The following is a 14,551-nucleotide window of genomic DNA, read 5'->3' on the forward strand; positions in this document are numbered from 1 at the left end:
CCACCCCAGCCCGTACGCACCGGAACAACGAGAGCTCGTCAGTTCGTTGAGCAAAGGTTGTCGTTCTGCCTCACGGCCGACCGGCGGTCTGCTGCACCGCTCAACGACGCATCACAACCCCTTGACCGCACTAGCGACCGCCCCGTATGCGGGGTGACGTGGCCGTTCGACTGGAGTTGCACGTGGCCGGGCGCATCGAAGACTACGCACTCATCGGAGACATGCAGACCGCTGCCCTGGTCTGCCGGGACGGCACGGTCGACTGGCTGTGCCTGCCCCGCTTCGACTCGCACGCCATCTTCGCCGGTCTGCTGGGCAACGAGGAGCACGGCTTCTGGCGGCTCGGCCCGGCCTTCCCCGCGGGCGCCGAGCCCCCCACGGCGAACCGGCGCAGCTACCGGGGCGACTCCCTGATCCTCGAATCGGAGTGGGACACCCCGCGCGGCACGGTCCGCGTGACCGATTTCATGCCCCCGCGCGACGGCGCCCCCCAGCTGATCCGCATCGTGGAGGGCGTCTCCGGCCGGGTCCCGATGCGCTCGGCGCTGCGCATGCGCTTCTCCTACGGCCGCATCGTGCCGTGGGTGCACCGCCACGAGTCCCGGACGGTGGCCGTCGCCGGACCCGACTCCGTGTGGTTCGACACACCGGCGGAGACCTACGGCGAGGCGCTGACCACGTACGCGGACTTCACGGTCGCCCCCGGTGACCGGATCGCGTTCACCATCTCCTGGCAGCCCTCGCACAAGGAGGCGCCGCCGGAGCCCGAGCCCGAGCAGTCGCTGGAGGCGACCGAGGACTTCTGGCGCGAATGGGTCGGCCACTGCACGTACCACGGCCCCTACCGCGAGGCCGTGGTCCGCTCCCTGATCACCCTCAAGGCCCTCACCTACGCCCCCACCGGCGGCATCGTCGCCGCGCCCACCACCTCCCTGCCGGAGGACATCGGCGGCGTACGCAACTGGGACTACCGCTACACCTGGCTGCGGGACGCGGCGATCACCCTCTCCTCGCTGCTGCGCACCGGCTACCGCGAGGAGGCCCGCGCCTGGCGCGAGTGGCTGCTGCGCGCGGTCGCCGGCGACCCGGAGAACCTCCAGATCATGTACGGCATCGCCGGTGAGCGCGAGCTCGGCGAGGCGGAGCTCGACTGGCTGCCCGGCTACGAGAACTCCGCCCCGGTCCGGGTCGGCAACGGCGCCGCGCACCAGCTCCAGCTCGACGTCTACGGCGAGGTCACCGAGGCCCTCCACCTGGCCCACATGACCGGCCTCGCCCGCAACGACTACGCCTCGCTGCTCCAGCTCAAGCTGATCCGCTACCTGGAGAAGCACTGGCAGGAGCCGGACGAGGGCATCTGGGAGGTGCGCGGCCCGCGCCGCCACTTCGTGCACTCCAAGGTCATGGCCTGGGTCGCCGTGGACCGCACCATCAAGCTGATGGAGTCCGGCGACGTCGACGGCCCGCTGGAGCGCTGGAAGGACCTGCGCGACGAGATCCACCGGGACGTCTGCGAGAAGGGCTACGACAAGGAGCGCAACACCTTCACCCAGTCCTACGGCTCCCGGGAGCTGGACGCCTCCTTGCTGCTCATCCCGCAGATGGGCTTCCTGCCGCCGGACGACAAGCGGGTCATCGGCACCATCGAGGCCATCCAGCGCGAGCTGTCCACCTCGGACGGCTTCATCCTGCGCTACCCCACCGACGGCGACCACGCCGGTGTCGACGGCCTCCCCGGCGACGAGGGCGCCTTCCTCGCCTGCTCGTTCTGGATGGCCGACGACCTGGCGATGATCGGCCGCGTCGACGAGGCCCGCAGGCTCTTCGAGAAGCTGCTGTCCCTGCGCAACGACCTCGGTCTGCTGGCCGAGGAGTGGGATCCGCGCCTCCAGCGCCAGGTCGGCAACTTCCCGCAGGCCTTCAGCCACGTCCCCCTGATCGACACCGCGCTGCGCCTGACGGCGAGCGGGGCGTACGGCGGGTGACGCGCCGCGGCCGCCGGACCCTCACTCGCTCCCGTCCGCGGCCGCGCCTCTGATCCGGGCGGGATTCCCCTCCGGGTCGAAGGGGTGCTGGAAGGTGAAGGCGTGCGGCGCCGGGCCGTGGTCGTGGAGGTGTTCCAGCCGGGACACCCCGTCCCGCCAGGTGGGGGTCACGTCGTCGGGGACCCACCACAGGGCGTGGCCGGGGTGCCTTGCCCGCTCGAACCAGTCGTGACGCCTGTTCAGCGCCTCACGGTGCAGACCGGTGTAGACGGCGTCGAAGGCGGGACGCGGGCCGGTCCAGAGCGACAGGGTCGCGGCCAGGGCGATGGTCTCCGGCGTACGGCCCTTGCCGTACCAGGCCGGTACGGCGAACTCCCCCCACGCGCCCCAGTCCAGTTCGAAGTGCGTGCCCCGCTCGCCCTCGGCCGCTTCGGCGTGAGCGAGGTGCCCGGGGTGCCGGCTGATCCTCTGGTAGATGCCTCCGGCGCGGTCGTGGAAGTCACGCGTGACAGGCGCGGGGTCGGTGAGCGGTGACTTCAGGACGCCGAATGTGTACAGAGCAAGACGGGGCATGCTTCTCTCTCCGGTCGTGGGTTCCTGGTGCGGACCCGGTTCGGTGGCTCACGCGGGGACGGGGAGGAGCCCCCGTGCGACCGCGGGCGGCCGCCGAGGGCCCGGTGAAGGTAGCTGCTGCGGTGAGGTCCTGTCGAAGTTGCGTTCTCCTCGCCCGAGTGGCCTCCGGCACAGGTCCCCTCCGGAACCGGGGCGGCGGCGCGGACCGCCGGCCGAGGGCGGCCCTTCCGCGGCGTACGCCTGACCGACCGGGACGGGAAGGCGACCCGGCTGCCGCGGCCGTGCCGTGGTCCTGCCGTCCGCCCGGTACTGTCCCGGTGCCGTTTCCCCAGGTAGCGTCCGGTTTCATGGACCGCAGACTCGACACCGAGGGCGCCGGGATCACCGTGCAGCGTGCCCTCGAACTGCCCGGCCTCCGCAGCGGCCTGCCCGAGATCGTGGCCGGCGGCGACCGGCTGGGCCGCACCGTGCGCTGGGTGCACGCCGGGGAGGTCCCCAACATCGCCTCCCTGCTCAAGGGCGGCGAGCTGCTGCTGACCACCGGCTACGGCCTGGGCACCCGCCCCGCCGACCAGCGCGCGTTCGTCCGCACCCTCGCCGAGCGGGGCATCGCCGCCCTCGTCGTGGAGCTGGGCCCGCGCTTCGCCCGGCTGCCCGCCGCGCTCGTCGAGACGGCCCGCAGTGCCGGTCTCCCGCTGGTCCAGCTGCACCGCGAGGTGCCGTTCGTGGCGGTCACCGAGGAGATCCACACCGAGATCGTCAACGGTCACTACGCGCTGCTCCAGCGCGCCGAGGAGGTGCACCGCCGCTGCACCGAGGCGCTGCTCGGCGGCGGCGGGGTGCCGCAGGTGCTGGGCATCCTCGCCGACTTCGGCGCCAACCCGGTCTTCCTGGAGACCCCCGACGGACGACTGCTGTACGCGGCCGGCGCCGGGCCGGAGGGCGCCGATCCGCTCCAGGTCTGGGAAGGGCTGCGCGCCCAGCACAAGGACGCGCCGCCGCCTGCCGGTTCGGTCCTGGTGGACGTGCCCGGAGGCGGTCCCGGCCCCGGCTCGGTCCGCGCCCGCCTGGTGCTGCTGCCCGTGCGCGCGCCGCTCGCCCCGGTGCACCGCATGGCCGTGGAGCGGGTGGCCGGGATCCTCGCGGTGGTGCTGATGCAGGCCCGGCAGGAGGAGGAACTGGCCGCGCGCGGACGCGGGGACTTCCTCACCGACCTCGCCGAGGGCCGCGTCACCGCCGAGGACGCCCCCGCGCAGGCCCGCGTCCTCGGCTTCCGGCCGGGCGGCAGCCCGCTGCTGCCGGTGGTCATGCGGCTGGGCGACAGCCTGGCACCGGGCGGCGGCGGAGGCGGCTGGGCGGTGCTGGCGCGGGCGGTCGCCGAGGAGCTGACCACGGTCGGCGTGCCCGCCCTGCTGGGCGTGCGGCCGGTCGAGGGCCGGGTGCTGCTGCTGGTCGGGCTGCGCTCCGAGGCGGAGCGCCCGGCGACCGCCGACCGGGTCGCGGCGGCGCTGCGGGCCGGTGCGGAGCGTGCGGGCATGCGGCGGCCGGGCGCGGCGCCGCCGGTGGTGGTCGTGGGCGTGCCGGGCGGCTGGGCGGCGGCCTCGGCGGGCCTGCGGCACGCGGCCGAGACGGCGACGGCGGCGCAGGGGCTGCCCGAGCGGCCCTGGTACGACGCCCGCCGTCTCGACATCGACCTGCTGCTGTGGCGGCTGCGCGGCCATCCGGACCTGGCGGCCTTCGTGGACCGGGCCATCGGTCCGCTCCAGGACCACGACTCGCGCTCCCGGCCGCCGCTGCTGCCCACCCTCCAGACCTATCTGGCGCACGCGGGCCGCAAGGCGGAGACGGCCCGCGAGCTGCATCTGAACCGGCAGACCCTCTACAACCGGCTGGCCCGGATCGGCGAGCTGCTGGGCACCGACCTGGACGACCCGCAGACGGTCCTGGCACTCAGTCTGGCGCTGCGGGCCCGCCGGCACGTGTCCTGAGCCGGGCCCGCGCCCCGGTGTGCGCCCCGCCGGGGCCTTCTCAGACCGGCCGGCCCGGTTCGGTCAACTCGTCGTAGACGCTGAGGACCTGGGCGACGGTCTCGTCCTCGGTGGGCCAGCTCGCGGCCTGCGCGGCGCCCTTCCTCCGCAGGAGTTCGCGCCGCCCGGGGTCGGCGAGCAGCCGCACCACGGCGGCGGCCAGGGTGTGCGGCTCGCCGTAGGGGACGAGTTCGGCCGCGTCGCCCACCAGGTCGGGGATCCCGCCCACGGCGGTCGCGACGAGCGGCACCCCGGCGAGCAGCGCCTCCTGGGCGAGTACGCAGCGCGGCTCCCAGCTGCTGGTGACCAGCGCGAGGTCGGCGGCCGTGAGCAGCCGCCGCACGTCGTCGCGCAGCCCGATCAGCCGGACCGGCAGCTCCTCGTCCTCGATCCGCCGCTGCAGGGCCGCGCGCAGCGGCCCCTCCCCCGCGACGACCACCAGCGGCATCGGGTCGAGACGGCGCCATGCGGCCGCCGCGTCGAGCAGGAACTCGTAGCCGCGGTGGCGCTCCAGCGAGCCGACGGCCAGGAGCAACGGGCGCCCGGTGGCGCCGAGTTCGGCCCGGAGCTTGGGCGGTGTGCGGTCCGGGTCGTCCGTGCCGTCCTCCGGGTGCGGGCCGGGCAGCGCGGTGGCGGCGAGGCGGGCGTCGCGCGCACCGGCCCGGCGCGCCCGCTCCACCAGGTCGGAGGTGGTGCCGAGCACCACGGCGGCCGCCTTCACCACCCGCCGCTCCAGCAGCCGCAGGAACCGGGCCCGCGCCCCCTCCGCGTGCGCGCGGTTGTGCCAGGTCACGACGAGCGGGGTGCGCCGGCCGCGGAGCGCGAGCACCGCGCGGAAGGAGGCGTGCAGTCCGTGCGCGTGCACGAGGTGCGCCTCGGTGCAGGCCGCGCGGAGTGCCGCCACGGAACCGGGGTCGCTGCTGCGCGGCACATGCACATGGTCGGCGCCGACACCGGTGAAGTCGTAGGCGTGGTCGGCCTCCACAGGGGCGCACACCGTGACGCGCACGCCCCGGGCGACGAGCCCCGCGGCCAGGGACCGCACATGGGCGCTGCTGCCCGCGTTGCCGCCGCCGATCACCTGCACGGTGCGCAGTGGCGACTGGCCGTGCGGTGCGGTGCTGCTCACGGGGGTCACGCGGGCGGGGCTCCTGGGTCGGCGTGGTGCGGTCAACGGGAAACGTACAGAAGGTATCGGGGGCGCGGGGCCGGGCGTGCGCGCCTCCTGGGCGCACCGTGTTCTCCGTCAAGGATGCCAGGACGTACGGGTGTTCCGGGTACGGCGGGCGGTCGCACGGCACGGCGCCCGGGGGCGGGCGCGCCGGTCCGGGTCATCCGCACGAGTGAGCAGGCGCCCGTGCCTCTGCGGGGGCGTGCGGCGCGCGCGAGCGCCGGACCGGGCCGGGCGGCGGCTTCGTACGCGGGGCGCACGCAGGGAGCACGCAGGGAGCGCCGTACCGGATGAACCGGAGTCTCCGTCGCGCGGGGCGCACGCGGGAGCGTACTTCCCTTTTCGGGGTCGCGCGCCGGATCCGCCCCCGAGCGGTCCGGGACGACGGCGGGTGCCGCCGGGCGTCAGCGGGCGCCGGCCGCCGCGCTCACCCGGCCGCCGCAGACCGCCGCCGTGACCAGGGCGGCGGCGTGCGCGGCCAGCCCGGCGCGTCCGTTGCCCGCGACGATCGCGGTGCCCAGCAGCGCGCCCAGGGCGTGCGCCCCCGTGTCGCCGATCATCACGCGCTCGCCGAGGTCGTCGGGGAGCACCGCCGCGGCGACGCCCGCGGCGGTCGCCGCCAGCTCGGCACCGGGCCCCTCGCGCAGCAGTCCGGGCGCGGCGAGCGCCAGCACCGTCCCGGCGGCCCGTCCGGGGCGTACGTCCACGAGGTTGACGAGGTGCGCGGTCCCGGCGATCACGACCGCGGCCAGCACCTTGTCGGCCGGCCGCTCCTTGAGCCGGGCCCCGGCGGCGAGCGCGGCCCCCGAGACGCCGAGCAGTTTGACGGCGCCGCTGGTGACCTCGCCCGCGCACAGGGCGGACAGATGGGCGCGGAAGCCGCGGCGCGGGTCACCGGCGCCCGCGATGTCGTCGTAGGCCCCGCAGAGCCCGGCGCCGGCCACGGCGAGAGCGGCGGCCGGACGCACCCGTGCCGCGCCCGCCGCCGCGGCCAGCGCGGTGGCCGGGGCCGCGTACAGCCCGACGGTCCGGCCGGCGTGGTTCTCGCGTTCCCAGCGCGCCCGCCCGCCGGGCGGCCGGGTGCGCAGCGCCCGGAGGGACGCCCGGGTGAGCGCGGCCGAGGCGAGTGCGGCCGAGGTGAGAAGGGCGGCGTTCCGGCCCGCTCGTACGATCATGCGATCACTCTAGGGATCCCGGGAACGCGCCAGGAACCGCCCCTGGCCGACCACCGCCCGGCTCGCGGGCCGCTATCCGTCGGCCCGCGCCGCCGCCAGCAGTTCCTCCGCGTGGGCCCGTGCCGTCTCGGAGTCCTCCTGGCCCGCCAGCATCCGGGACAGCTCCCTGACCCGGTCCTCGCCCTCCAGCACCTTCACGCCCGAGCGGGTCACGGACCCGTCGTCGGTCTTCTCCACCAGCAGTTGCCGGTCGGCGAAGGCGGCCACCTGCGGCAGATGCGTCACCACGACGACCTGCGCGCTCCGCGCCAGCTTCGCGAGCCGCCGGCCGATCTCCACGGCCGCCTTGCCGCCGACGCCCGCGTCGACCTCGTCGAAGAGGTACGTCGGCACGGGATCGGTGCCCGCGAAGACGACCTCGACGGCCAGCATCACGCGCGACAGCTCACCGCCGGAGGCGCCCTTGGCGATCGGGCGCGGCGGGGCGCCCGGGTGCGGGGCGAGCAGCAGTTCGACCTCGTCGACGCCCCAGGGGCCGTGGGCGACCGTACGGCCGTGCACCTCCACGCCGTCCGGGTCCTCGGTCTGCCGCAGCTCGAACGACACGCGCGCGTGCGGCATGGCGAGCGAGGCCAGCTCGGCGGTGACGGCGGCGGCGAACCGCTCGGCGGCCTCGGTGCGCGCCTCGGTCAGGTCCTGCGCGAGGCCGCCCAGTTCGGCGCGGAGCGCGTCCCGCTCGGCGGTCAGCTCGCCGATCCGCGAGTCGTCGCCCTCCAGCTCGGTCAGCCGGACCGCGCCCTGCTCGGCCCAGGCCAGCACGGCGTCGATGCCCCGCTCGAACTCGCCGTACTTGCGGGTCAGCGCGGTCAGCGCCGCGCGCCGCTCCTCGACGGCGGCCAGCCGCAGCGGATCGGCGTCCAGGTCGCCCGCGTACCCGGCCAGCTCCCCGGCGACGTCACCGAGCAGGATGCCGATCTCACCGATCCGGTCGGCGAGCGCGGCGAGCGCCGGGTCGTGCGCCCGTACGGCCTCCAGGGCGCGCTGGGCGCCCGCGACCAGGGTGGCCGCGTCGATGCCCTCGGGGTCCTCGGGATCGCCCGCGAGCGCGGCGTGCGCGAGCGTCGCGGCGGAGGCGAGCGCCTCGGCGTGGCCGAGCCGCTCGGCCTCCTCGGCGAGCTCGGCGTCCTCACCGGCGCGCGGCTCGACGGCGGCGATCTCGTCCAGGCCGAACCGGAGCATGCCGGCCTCCTGGGCGCGTTCCCGCGCGCGCGTGGTGATCTCCTCCAGCTCGCCGGAGACCGCCCGCAGCCGCCGGTACGCCTCCGCGTACTTGGCGAGCGGCACGGCGACGGCGTCGCCCGCGTACCGGTCCAGCGCCTGCCGCTGCCGGGACAGCTTCAGCAGGCCCTGCTGGTCGGTCTGGCCGTGCACGGCCACCAGGTCGTCGGCCAGCTCGGCGAGCAGCCCCACCGGGACGCTGCGCCCGCCCAGATGGGCGCGGGAGCGGCCTTCGGCGGAGACGGTACGGCTGATCAGCAGCGCTCCGTCGTCCAGCTCGGCGCCCGCCTCCTCGGCCCGGACGGCCGCGGCGGCTCCGGGGGGCACGGTGACGCGCCCCTCCACGACCGCCTTCCCGGCGCCGATCCGCACGAGCGCCGGGTCCGCGCGCCCGCCCAGCAGCAGTCCCAGGCTGGTGACCACCATGGTCTTGCCCGCACCCGTCTCACCCGTGACCGCGGTGAAGCCGGGCGACAGCTCGACGACAGCGTCGTCGATGACTCCGAGCGACCGTATCCGCATCTCCTCCAACACGACCCCGACCATACGAGGTTTTGCTCGCCTCGCGCGACGCGCCCCACCCGACCGGGGAGAACACGTACCGTTACCCATGGACGGCACGCTCGTTCACCAGTGCGCCGCCCGCCGTGGCGGGGGCGGTCCGGTCGTTTCCGTGTGGGACGAGTTCCGGATCCGGTGGTCCCCGCCGAAGCGGGGTGGCGGGCGCCGTGCCGGGGCACAGCTCAGCGCGGCGCCCCGCGCCACCCCGACACCGGCAGGGCGAACTTGGCCACCAGACGGTCGGTGAAGGACGCGTGGTGCAGCCGGGCCAGCCGTACCGGTACGGCGCCGCGCCGCACCTCGACGCGGGCCCCGGGGGGCAGCTCGACCGTGCGGCGCCCGTCGCACCACAGGACGCCCGGCGGCACGTGCGGCAGCACCTCGACGGCCAGCACCGAGTCGGGCGAGGTCACCAGCGGCTTCGCGAACAGCGCGTGCGCGCTGATCGGCACCATCAGCAGCGCCTCGACCTCGGGCCACACCACGGGACCGCCCGCGGAGAAGGCGTACGCCGTCGACCCGGTGGGCGTGGCGCACACGATGCCGTCGCAGCCGAAGCCGGTCACCGGGCGCCCGTCGATCTCCAGGACGACCTCCAGCATCCGCTCGGCGGACACCTTCTGCACGGCCGCCTCGTTCAGCGCCCAGTCGGTGTGCACGATGTCGCCGTTGCGGTGCACGACCACGTCGACGGTCATCCGCTCCTCGACCTCGTAGGCCCGGGACACCACCCGGTCGACGACCTTGTCCAGGTCGTCGCGCTCGGCCTCGGCGAGGAAGCCGACGCTGCCGAGGTTCACGCCGAGCATCGGCACGCCCGAGGCGCGGGCGAACTCCGCCCCGCGCAGCAGCGTGCCGTCACCGCCGAGCACGATCAGCAGTTCGCAGCCGTCCAGGCACTGCGGTGTGGCCTCCGCGGCCAGCCGCACCTCGTCCGGCAGCGGCAGGTCGCGCGCCTCCGCCTCCAGGACGCGTACGCCGATCCCGGCCTTCAGCAGCCCCTTGACCACCAGCTCGGCGCTGCGCACGGCGGCGGGCCGCCCGGTGTGGGCCAGCAGGAAGACGGTTCGTGCCTGGGTGTGTGTCCGAGCTAGGTCCTGTGTCAACGCGGCCCCTCCGCCACTGCACGGTCAACATCGGCCGGGTCCAGGGCGGGCGCCCCGGCACGCAGCCACAGAAAGTACTCGACGTTCCCGGACGGGCCCGGCAGCGGGCTCGCGGTGACGCCCCGCACCCCGAGTCCCAGCTCCCACGCCTTCCCGGCCACGCCGCGCACGGCCTCCGCCCGCAGCTGCGGACTCCGTACGACACCCCCGCTGCCCAGCCGCTCCTTCCCCACCTCGAACTGCGGCTTGACCATCATCACCAGATCGGCGTCCGGCGTCACGCACCGCGTCAGGGCGGGCAGTACCAGGCCGAGCGGGATGAAGGACAGATCGCCCACGACGAGGCCCACGGGCTCCCCGTCGAGCGCCTCCAGGGTCAGTTCCCGTACGTTCGTACGGTCCTTGACGGTGACCCGCTCGTCCTGCCGGAGCGACCAGGCGAGCTGCCCGTAGCCGACGTCGACGGCGACGACGTGCGCGGCGCCCGCGCGCAGCAGCACATCGGTGAAGCCCCCGGTGGACGCGCCGGCGTCCAGCGCCCGCCGGCCCTCGACGACGAGCCCTCGCGGGACGAACGCCGCCAGCGCGCCGGCCAGCTTGTGGCCGCCCCGGGAGACGTAGTCGGGGTCGCTGTCGTCGGCGGTGACCACGATCGCGGCGGCGGTCTCCACCTGTGTGGCGGACTTGGTCGCGACGGTCTTGCCGACGGTGACCCGGCCCGCGGCGATCAACTGGCCGGCGTGCTCGCGCGAGCGCGCGAGCTTGCGGCGGACCAGTTCCGCGTCGAGACGGCGGCGTGCGACTCCTGCCACGTTCGGTTCAGCTCCTGTGTCGGTACGGCGGTGAAGGCGCCGACGGCGCCGGGGGGCCCTGGGGTCCCGGAAGTCCCGGGCGGGTGTCGAGCGCGGTGAGCGCGTCGCGCAGCCCCCCGTGTACATCCTCGTACACCTCCAGGTGCCCGTCGGTCCCGAGGTGGTCGGCGTCGCCGAGCCGCTCCAGGGCGGCGTCGACGTCCGCGTCGCCGGTGGGCGTACGGGGCACGCCGAGCGGGGCGGGCGCGAAGGGTTCCCCGGCGACGGGGCCGGCAGGGCCGGCGGGCTGCTGGGCGGCGGGCTCGCCGGGGGCCGCCGCCGGCGTCCGGGGCTCGGCCTCGGGCACGGAGTCGCTCATGCCCAGACGCTACCGCGAAGCCCTGGGGTACCGTCGGTCGCGATGGCCACGATCGAGGAGTGCCGTACCGCACTCGAGAAGCTCTCGGACAGCATGGCGGGCGCGCAGGGCGACGTCCGTGCGGCGGCTTCCCTGGACCGCTCGGTGAGCTGCCACATCACGGATCTCGACGTCACCTTCGCCGGCCGTCTCACCGGCGGCCGGATCGACGTGCGCGAGACCCTGCCGGGCCCGCCGCGGGACAGGGCGCAGATCCGGCTCGCCATGGCGGGCGAGGACCTTCTCGCGCTGGTCGGCGGCGAGCTGAACTTCGCCACGGCCTGGGGTTCGGGCCGGGTGCGTCTTGAGGCGAGCCTGCTGGACCTGTTCCGGCTCAGGAAGCTGCTGTGACCTCGGCCCCCGGCGCCACGGAGGCGTGACGCGCGCGGGCCGCGCGGGCCGCCGGCACCACCAGCGGGGTGCCCGTCTCCGGGTCGTCGATGACCTGGCAGCGCAGCCCGAAGACCTTCTCCACCAGCTCGGCGGTGACGATCTCCTTCGGCGCGCCCTGGGCGATGACCTCGCCCTCGCGCAGCGCGATGAGGTGGGTGGCGTAGCGGGCCGCGTGGTTGAGGTCGTGCAGCACGGCGACGAGGGTGCGCCCCTGCTCCTCGTGCAGGTCGGCGCAGAGGTCCAGGACGTCGATCTGGTGCTGGATGTCCAGATACGTCGTCGGCTCGTCCAGCAGCAGCAGCGGCGTCTGCTGGGCGAGGGCCATGGCGATCCACACCCGCTGGCGCTGACCGCCCGACAGCTCGTCCACGTACCGTTCGGCGAGCGCGGTGACCCCGGTCTGCTCCATGGACTCCTGGACGACCCGCTCGTCCTCGGCCGACCACTGCCGCAGGATGCCCTGGTGCGGGTAGCGGCCGCGGCCCACCAGGTCGCCGACGGTGATGCCGTCGGGCGCGATCGACGACTGGGGCAGCAGCCCGAGCGTCCGGGCGACCTGCTTGGCCGGCATCGACTGGATGACCTGGCCGTCCAGCAGCACCCGGCCGTGGCTGGGCTTGAGCATCCGCGACAGGGCCCGCAGCAGCGTGGACTTGCCGCAGGCGTTCGGGCCGACGATCACCGTGAAGGAGTTGTCGGGGATCTCGACCGACAGCTCCTCGGCGATGACGCGCTGGTCGTAGGCCAGGGTGACGTTGTCGGCGGACAGGCGGCTCACGGTGCTCCTCGGGTCGTTCACGGTGGTACTCGGGTTGCTCATGTCCGGCCGGCTGCTCATATCCGGCCCTTCCGGCGCTCGGTGACCAGCAGCCACAGCAGGTAGACCCCGCCGAGCACGCCGGTGACCACGCCCACGGGCAACTGGTCGGCGCCGAAGGCGCGCTGCGCGGCCCAGTCGGCGGTGACCAGCAGGGCGGCGCCCATGCACAGCGACGGGACCAGGTTCGGGCCGGGCGAGCGGGTCAGGCGGCGGGCGAGCTGCGGCGCGGTCAGCGCCACGAAGGCGACCGGTCCGGCGGCGGCGGTCGCGGCGGCGGTGAGCAGGACGGCGGAGCCCATCAGCAGCAGCCGCACCCGCTCGACGCGCACGCCCAGGGCGTAGGAGACGTCGTCGCCCATCTCCAGCATGCGCAGCCCGCGCGCGTTGCCGAGGACGAGCGGGAGCAGTACGGCGCACAGCGCGAGCAGCGGCCAGACCTGGTCCCAGTCGCGGCCGTTGAGCGAGCCGGCCAGCCAGTTCACCGCGCGGGCCGCGTCGACGAAGTCCGCCTTGGTGAGGAGATAGCCGTTGACCGCGGTGGCGACCGCGTTGACGCCGATGCCGACCAGGACGAGCCGGTAGCCGTGGACGCCCTGCTTCCAGGCCAGCAGATAGATCGCGAGCCCGGTCGCCAGGCCGCCCGCCAGCGCGCCGAGGGTGACCGCGGCGGCGTTGCCGGACAGCAGCACGATCACCACCAGGGCGCCGGCGGTCGAGCCCTGGGAGAGGCCGAGCACGTCGGGGCTGCCGAGCGGGTTGCGGGCGACCGACTGGAAGAGCGCACCGCCCAGGCCCAGGCAGGCGCCGACCAGCAGGCCGACCAGGACCCGGGGCAGCCGCAGTTCGCGGATGATGAACTCCTGGCCCGCGTCGCCCTGTCCGGCCAGCGTCTTCAGTACGTCGGAGGCGTCGATCGGGAAGTCTCCGGTGCCGATGAGCACCACGCCCGCGGCGAGCGCGGCGAGCGTCAGCAGGACGACGACGGTGAACGCCCGTACGTCCAGGCGCAGGGAGAGCCCGCCGGGGGCGCGGACGGCACGTACGGCGCGGGGCGCGCGGGCACCGGGGGTGTGCGCGGTCCCGGTTCCGGCGGCGGCCGCCTCGGTGGTAGTCGTTCCGAGGGCGGTCGTCCGGGGGGTCTTCGCGGTGGGGGTGCGGTGCGTCTTCACAGCTGGGCCGTCCTCCGCCGCCGGACGAGCAGGATGAACACCGGGCCGCCGATGAGCGCGGTGACGACGCCGACCTGGACCTCGGCGGGCCGGGCGACGATCCGTCCGATCACGTCCGAGCCGAGCAGCAGCACGGGCGACAGCACGGTGGAGTAGGGCAGGATCCAGCGCAGGTCGGGCCCGGTGAACGAGCGCACCACGTGCGGGACCATGAGGCCGACGAAGACGATCGGACCGCAGGCGGCGGTGGCCGCCCCGCACAGCACGGTCGCGGCGAGCATCGCCAGCGCCCGGGTGCGGTGCAGCCGGGCACCGAGGGCGCGCGCGGTGTCGTCGCCCATCGACAGGGCGTTCAGCGGCCGGGCCAGCAGCAGCGCGAGGACGGTGCCGGCGACGCAGAAGGGCAGCACCTGCACGACGGTCTCGTTCGTGGCGGAGGCCAGGGAGCCCACGGTCCAGAACCGCATCCGGCCCAGCGCCGCGTCGTCCGTGATCATCACGGCCTGGACATAGCCGTAGAGCGCGGCGCCGATCGCCGTACCGGCCAGCGCGAGCCGTACCGGCGTGGCGCCCCGGCTGCCGCCGAGGAACCACACCAGCGCTCCCACCGCGGCGGCGCCGAGGAAAGCGAACCACACATAGCCGCTCAGGCCGGTCACGCCGAGGTAGGTGATCGCGGTGACCACGGCGGCCGACGCGCCCGCGTTGATGCCGAGGATGCCCGGGTCGGCCAGCGGATTGCGGGTGAGCGCCTGGAGCACGGCACCGGCCAGCCCGAGCGCGGACCCGGCGAGCAGTCCGAGCAGGGTGCGCGAGAGCCGCTGGCCGACCACGACGTCGCCGTACGTCCCCGAGTCCTGGAACAGTCCGTGCCAGACCTGGGGCCGGGCTCAGCCCTTTGGCGCCGATCGCGACGCTTGCCAGGGCGACGAGCAGCAGCAGCGCGGCGGACGCGAGCAGCCCGGCGGCGCGCGCCCCGCGACGGCTCGGGGGTGCGGCGGCCCGCGCCGCGCGCTCTTCGGGGGGACTGTCGACCAACACCTGGTTAGGGTAACCTAACCCCTCCCCTGGCCTCGACAGTGCG

Annotated in this window: 12 protein-coding genes and 1 pseudogene; 3 read left to right on the forward strand and 10 right to left on the reverse strand. The window is 75.0% G+C overall.

Features of this window, described 5'->3' with window-relative positions; genetic code table 11:
* Positions 1–182: 182 nt before the first annotated feature.
* Positions 183–1,985 carry a glycoside hydrolase family 15 protein gene (locus R4Z62_RS06575; protein ID WP_064532070.1) on the forward strand — a complete coding sequence of 601 codons (1,803 nt, stop codon included), beginning with the start codon at positions 183–185 and terminating at the stop codon, positions 1,983–1,985.
* 21 nt (positions 1,986–2,006) lie between these two features.
* Here R4Z62_RS06575 and R4Z62_RS06580 read toward each other — a convergent pair whose 3' ends face one another.
* Entirely contained in the window at positions 2,007–2,558 is a 552-nt protein-coding gene (locus R4Z62_RS06580; protein WP_389600877.1) for a DUF3291 domain-containing protein, read from the reverse strand.
* A 347-nt stretch (positions 2,559–2,905) separates the two neighbouring features.
* On the opposite strand from R4Z62_RS06580, the gene R4Z62_RS06585 reads away from it, so the two are divergent.
* Positions 2,906–4,546 carry a PucR family transcriptional regulator gene (locus R4Z62_RS06585; RefSeq protein WP_064532074.1) on the forward strand — a complete coding sequence of 547 codons (1,641 nt, stop codon included), beginning with the start codon at positions 2,906–2,908 and terminating at the stop codon, positions 4,544–4,546.
* A 40-nt stretch (positions 4,547–4,586) separates the two neighbouring features.
* On the opposite strand, the gene R4Z62_RS06590 is transcribed toward R4Z62_RS06585, so the two are convergent.
* The 6 genes from R4Z62_RS06590 to R4Z62_RS06615 form a co-directional block, all read right to left on the reverse strand.
* The gene (locus R4Z62_RS06590; RefSeq protein ID WP_491519323.1) at positions 4,587–5,723 is read right to left on the reverse strand and encodes a glycosyltransferase family 4 protein; all 1,137 of its coding nucleotides are present in this window, start codon (positions 5,721–5,723) and stop codon (positions 4,587–4,589) included.
* A gap of 437 nt (positions 5,724–6,160) precedes the next feature.
* Positions 6,161–6,931, reverse strand: coding sequence for a hypothetical protein (locus R4Z62_RS06595; RefSeq protein ID WP_385500857.1), 771 nt, complete (start codon positions 6,929–6,931; stop codon positions 6,161–6,163).
* Between the two features lie 72 nt (positions 6,932–7,003).
* A complete protein-coding gene (recN, locus tag R4Z62_RS06600) occupies positions 7,004–8,755 on the reverse strand; it encodes a DNA repair protein RecN (protein WP_491519324.1) in 1,752 nt (583 codons plus the stop codon).
* Positions 8,756–8,952: 197 nt separating this feature from the next.
* Positions 8,953–9,876 (reverse strand): NAD kinase, encoded by a 924-nt coding sequence (locus R4Z62_RS06605; protein WP_079158856.1) that lies wholly within the window; start codon positions 9,874–9,876, stop codon positions 8,953–8,955.
* A complete protein-coding gene (locus R4Z62_RS06610; protein ID WP_389600870.1) occupies positions 9,873–10,688 on the reverse strand; it encodes a TlyA family RNA methyltransferase in 816 nt (271 codons plus the stop codon). Before R4Z62_RS06610 ends, R4Z62_RS06605 begins: the two co-directional genes overlap by 4 nt.
* Positions 10,689–10,695: 7 nt before the next feature.
* Positions 10,696–11,046, reverse strand: coding sequence for a hypothetical protein (locus tag R4Z62_RS06615; protein WP_491519325.1), 351 nt, complete (start codon positions 11,044–11,046; stop codon positions 10,696–10,698).
* A 42-nt stretch (positions 11,047–11,088) separates the two neighbouring features.
* Between R4Z62_RS06615 and R4Z62_RS06620 the strand changes: the two genes are divergently transcribed.
* Positions 11,089–11,436, forward strand: a complete 348-nt coding sequence (locus R4Z62_RS06620; RefSeq protein WP_355484252.1) for a sterol-binding protein — start codon at positions 11,089–11,091, stop codon at positions 11,434–11,436.
* On the opposite strand, the gene R4Z62_RS06625 is transcribed toward R4Z62_RS06620, so the two are convergent.
* The 3 genes and pseudogenes from R4Z62_RS06625 to R4Z62_RS06635 form a co-directional block, all read right to left on the reverse strand.
* The gene (locus R4Z62_RS06625; RefSeq protein WP_107440778.1) at positions 11,420–12,298 is read right to left on the reverse strand and encodes an ABC transporter ATP-binding protein; all 879 of its coding nucleotides are present in this window, start codon (positions 12,296–12,298) and stop codon (positions 11,420–11,422) included. The two genes, R4Z62_RS06620 and R4Z62_RS06625, sit on opposite strands and share 17 nt — an antisense overlap.
* 14 nt (positions 12,299–12,312) lie before the next feature.
* A complete protein-coding gene (locus tag R4Z62_RS06630) occupies positions 12,313–13,308 on the reverse strand; it encodes a FecCD family ABC transporter permease (protein ID WP_064537287.1) in 996 nt (331 codons plus the stop codon).
* Between the two features lie 155 nt (positions 13,309–13,463).
* Positions 13,464–14,508, reverse strand: a pseudogene (locus R4Z62_RS06635) (FecCD family ABC transporter permease).
* Positions 14,509–14,551: the final 43 nt, after the last annotated feature.

Source organism: Streptomyces sp. PL-25, from assembly GCF_058344915.1.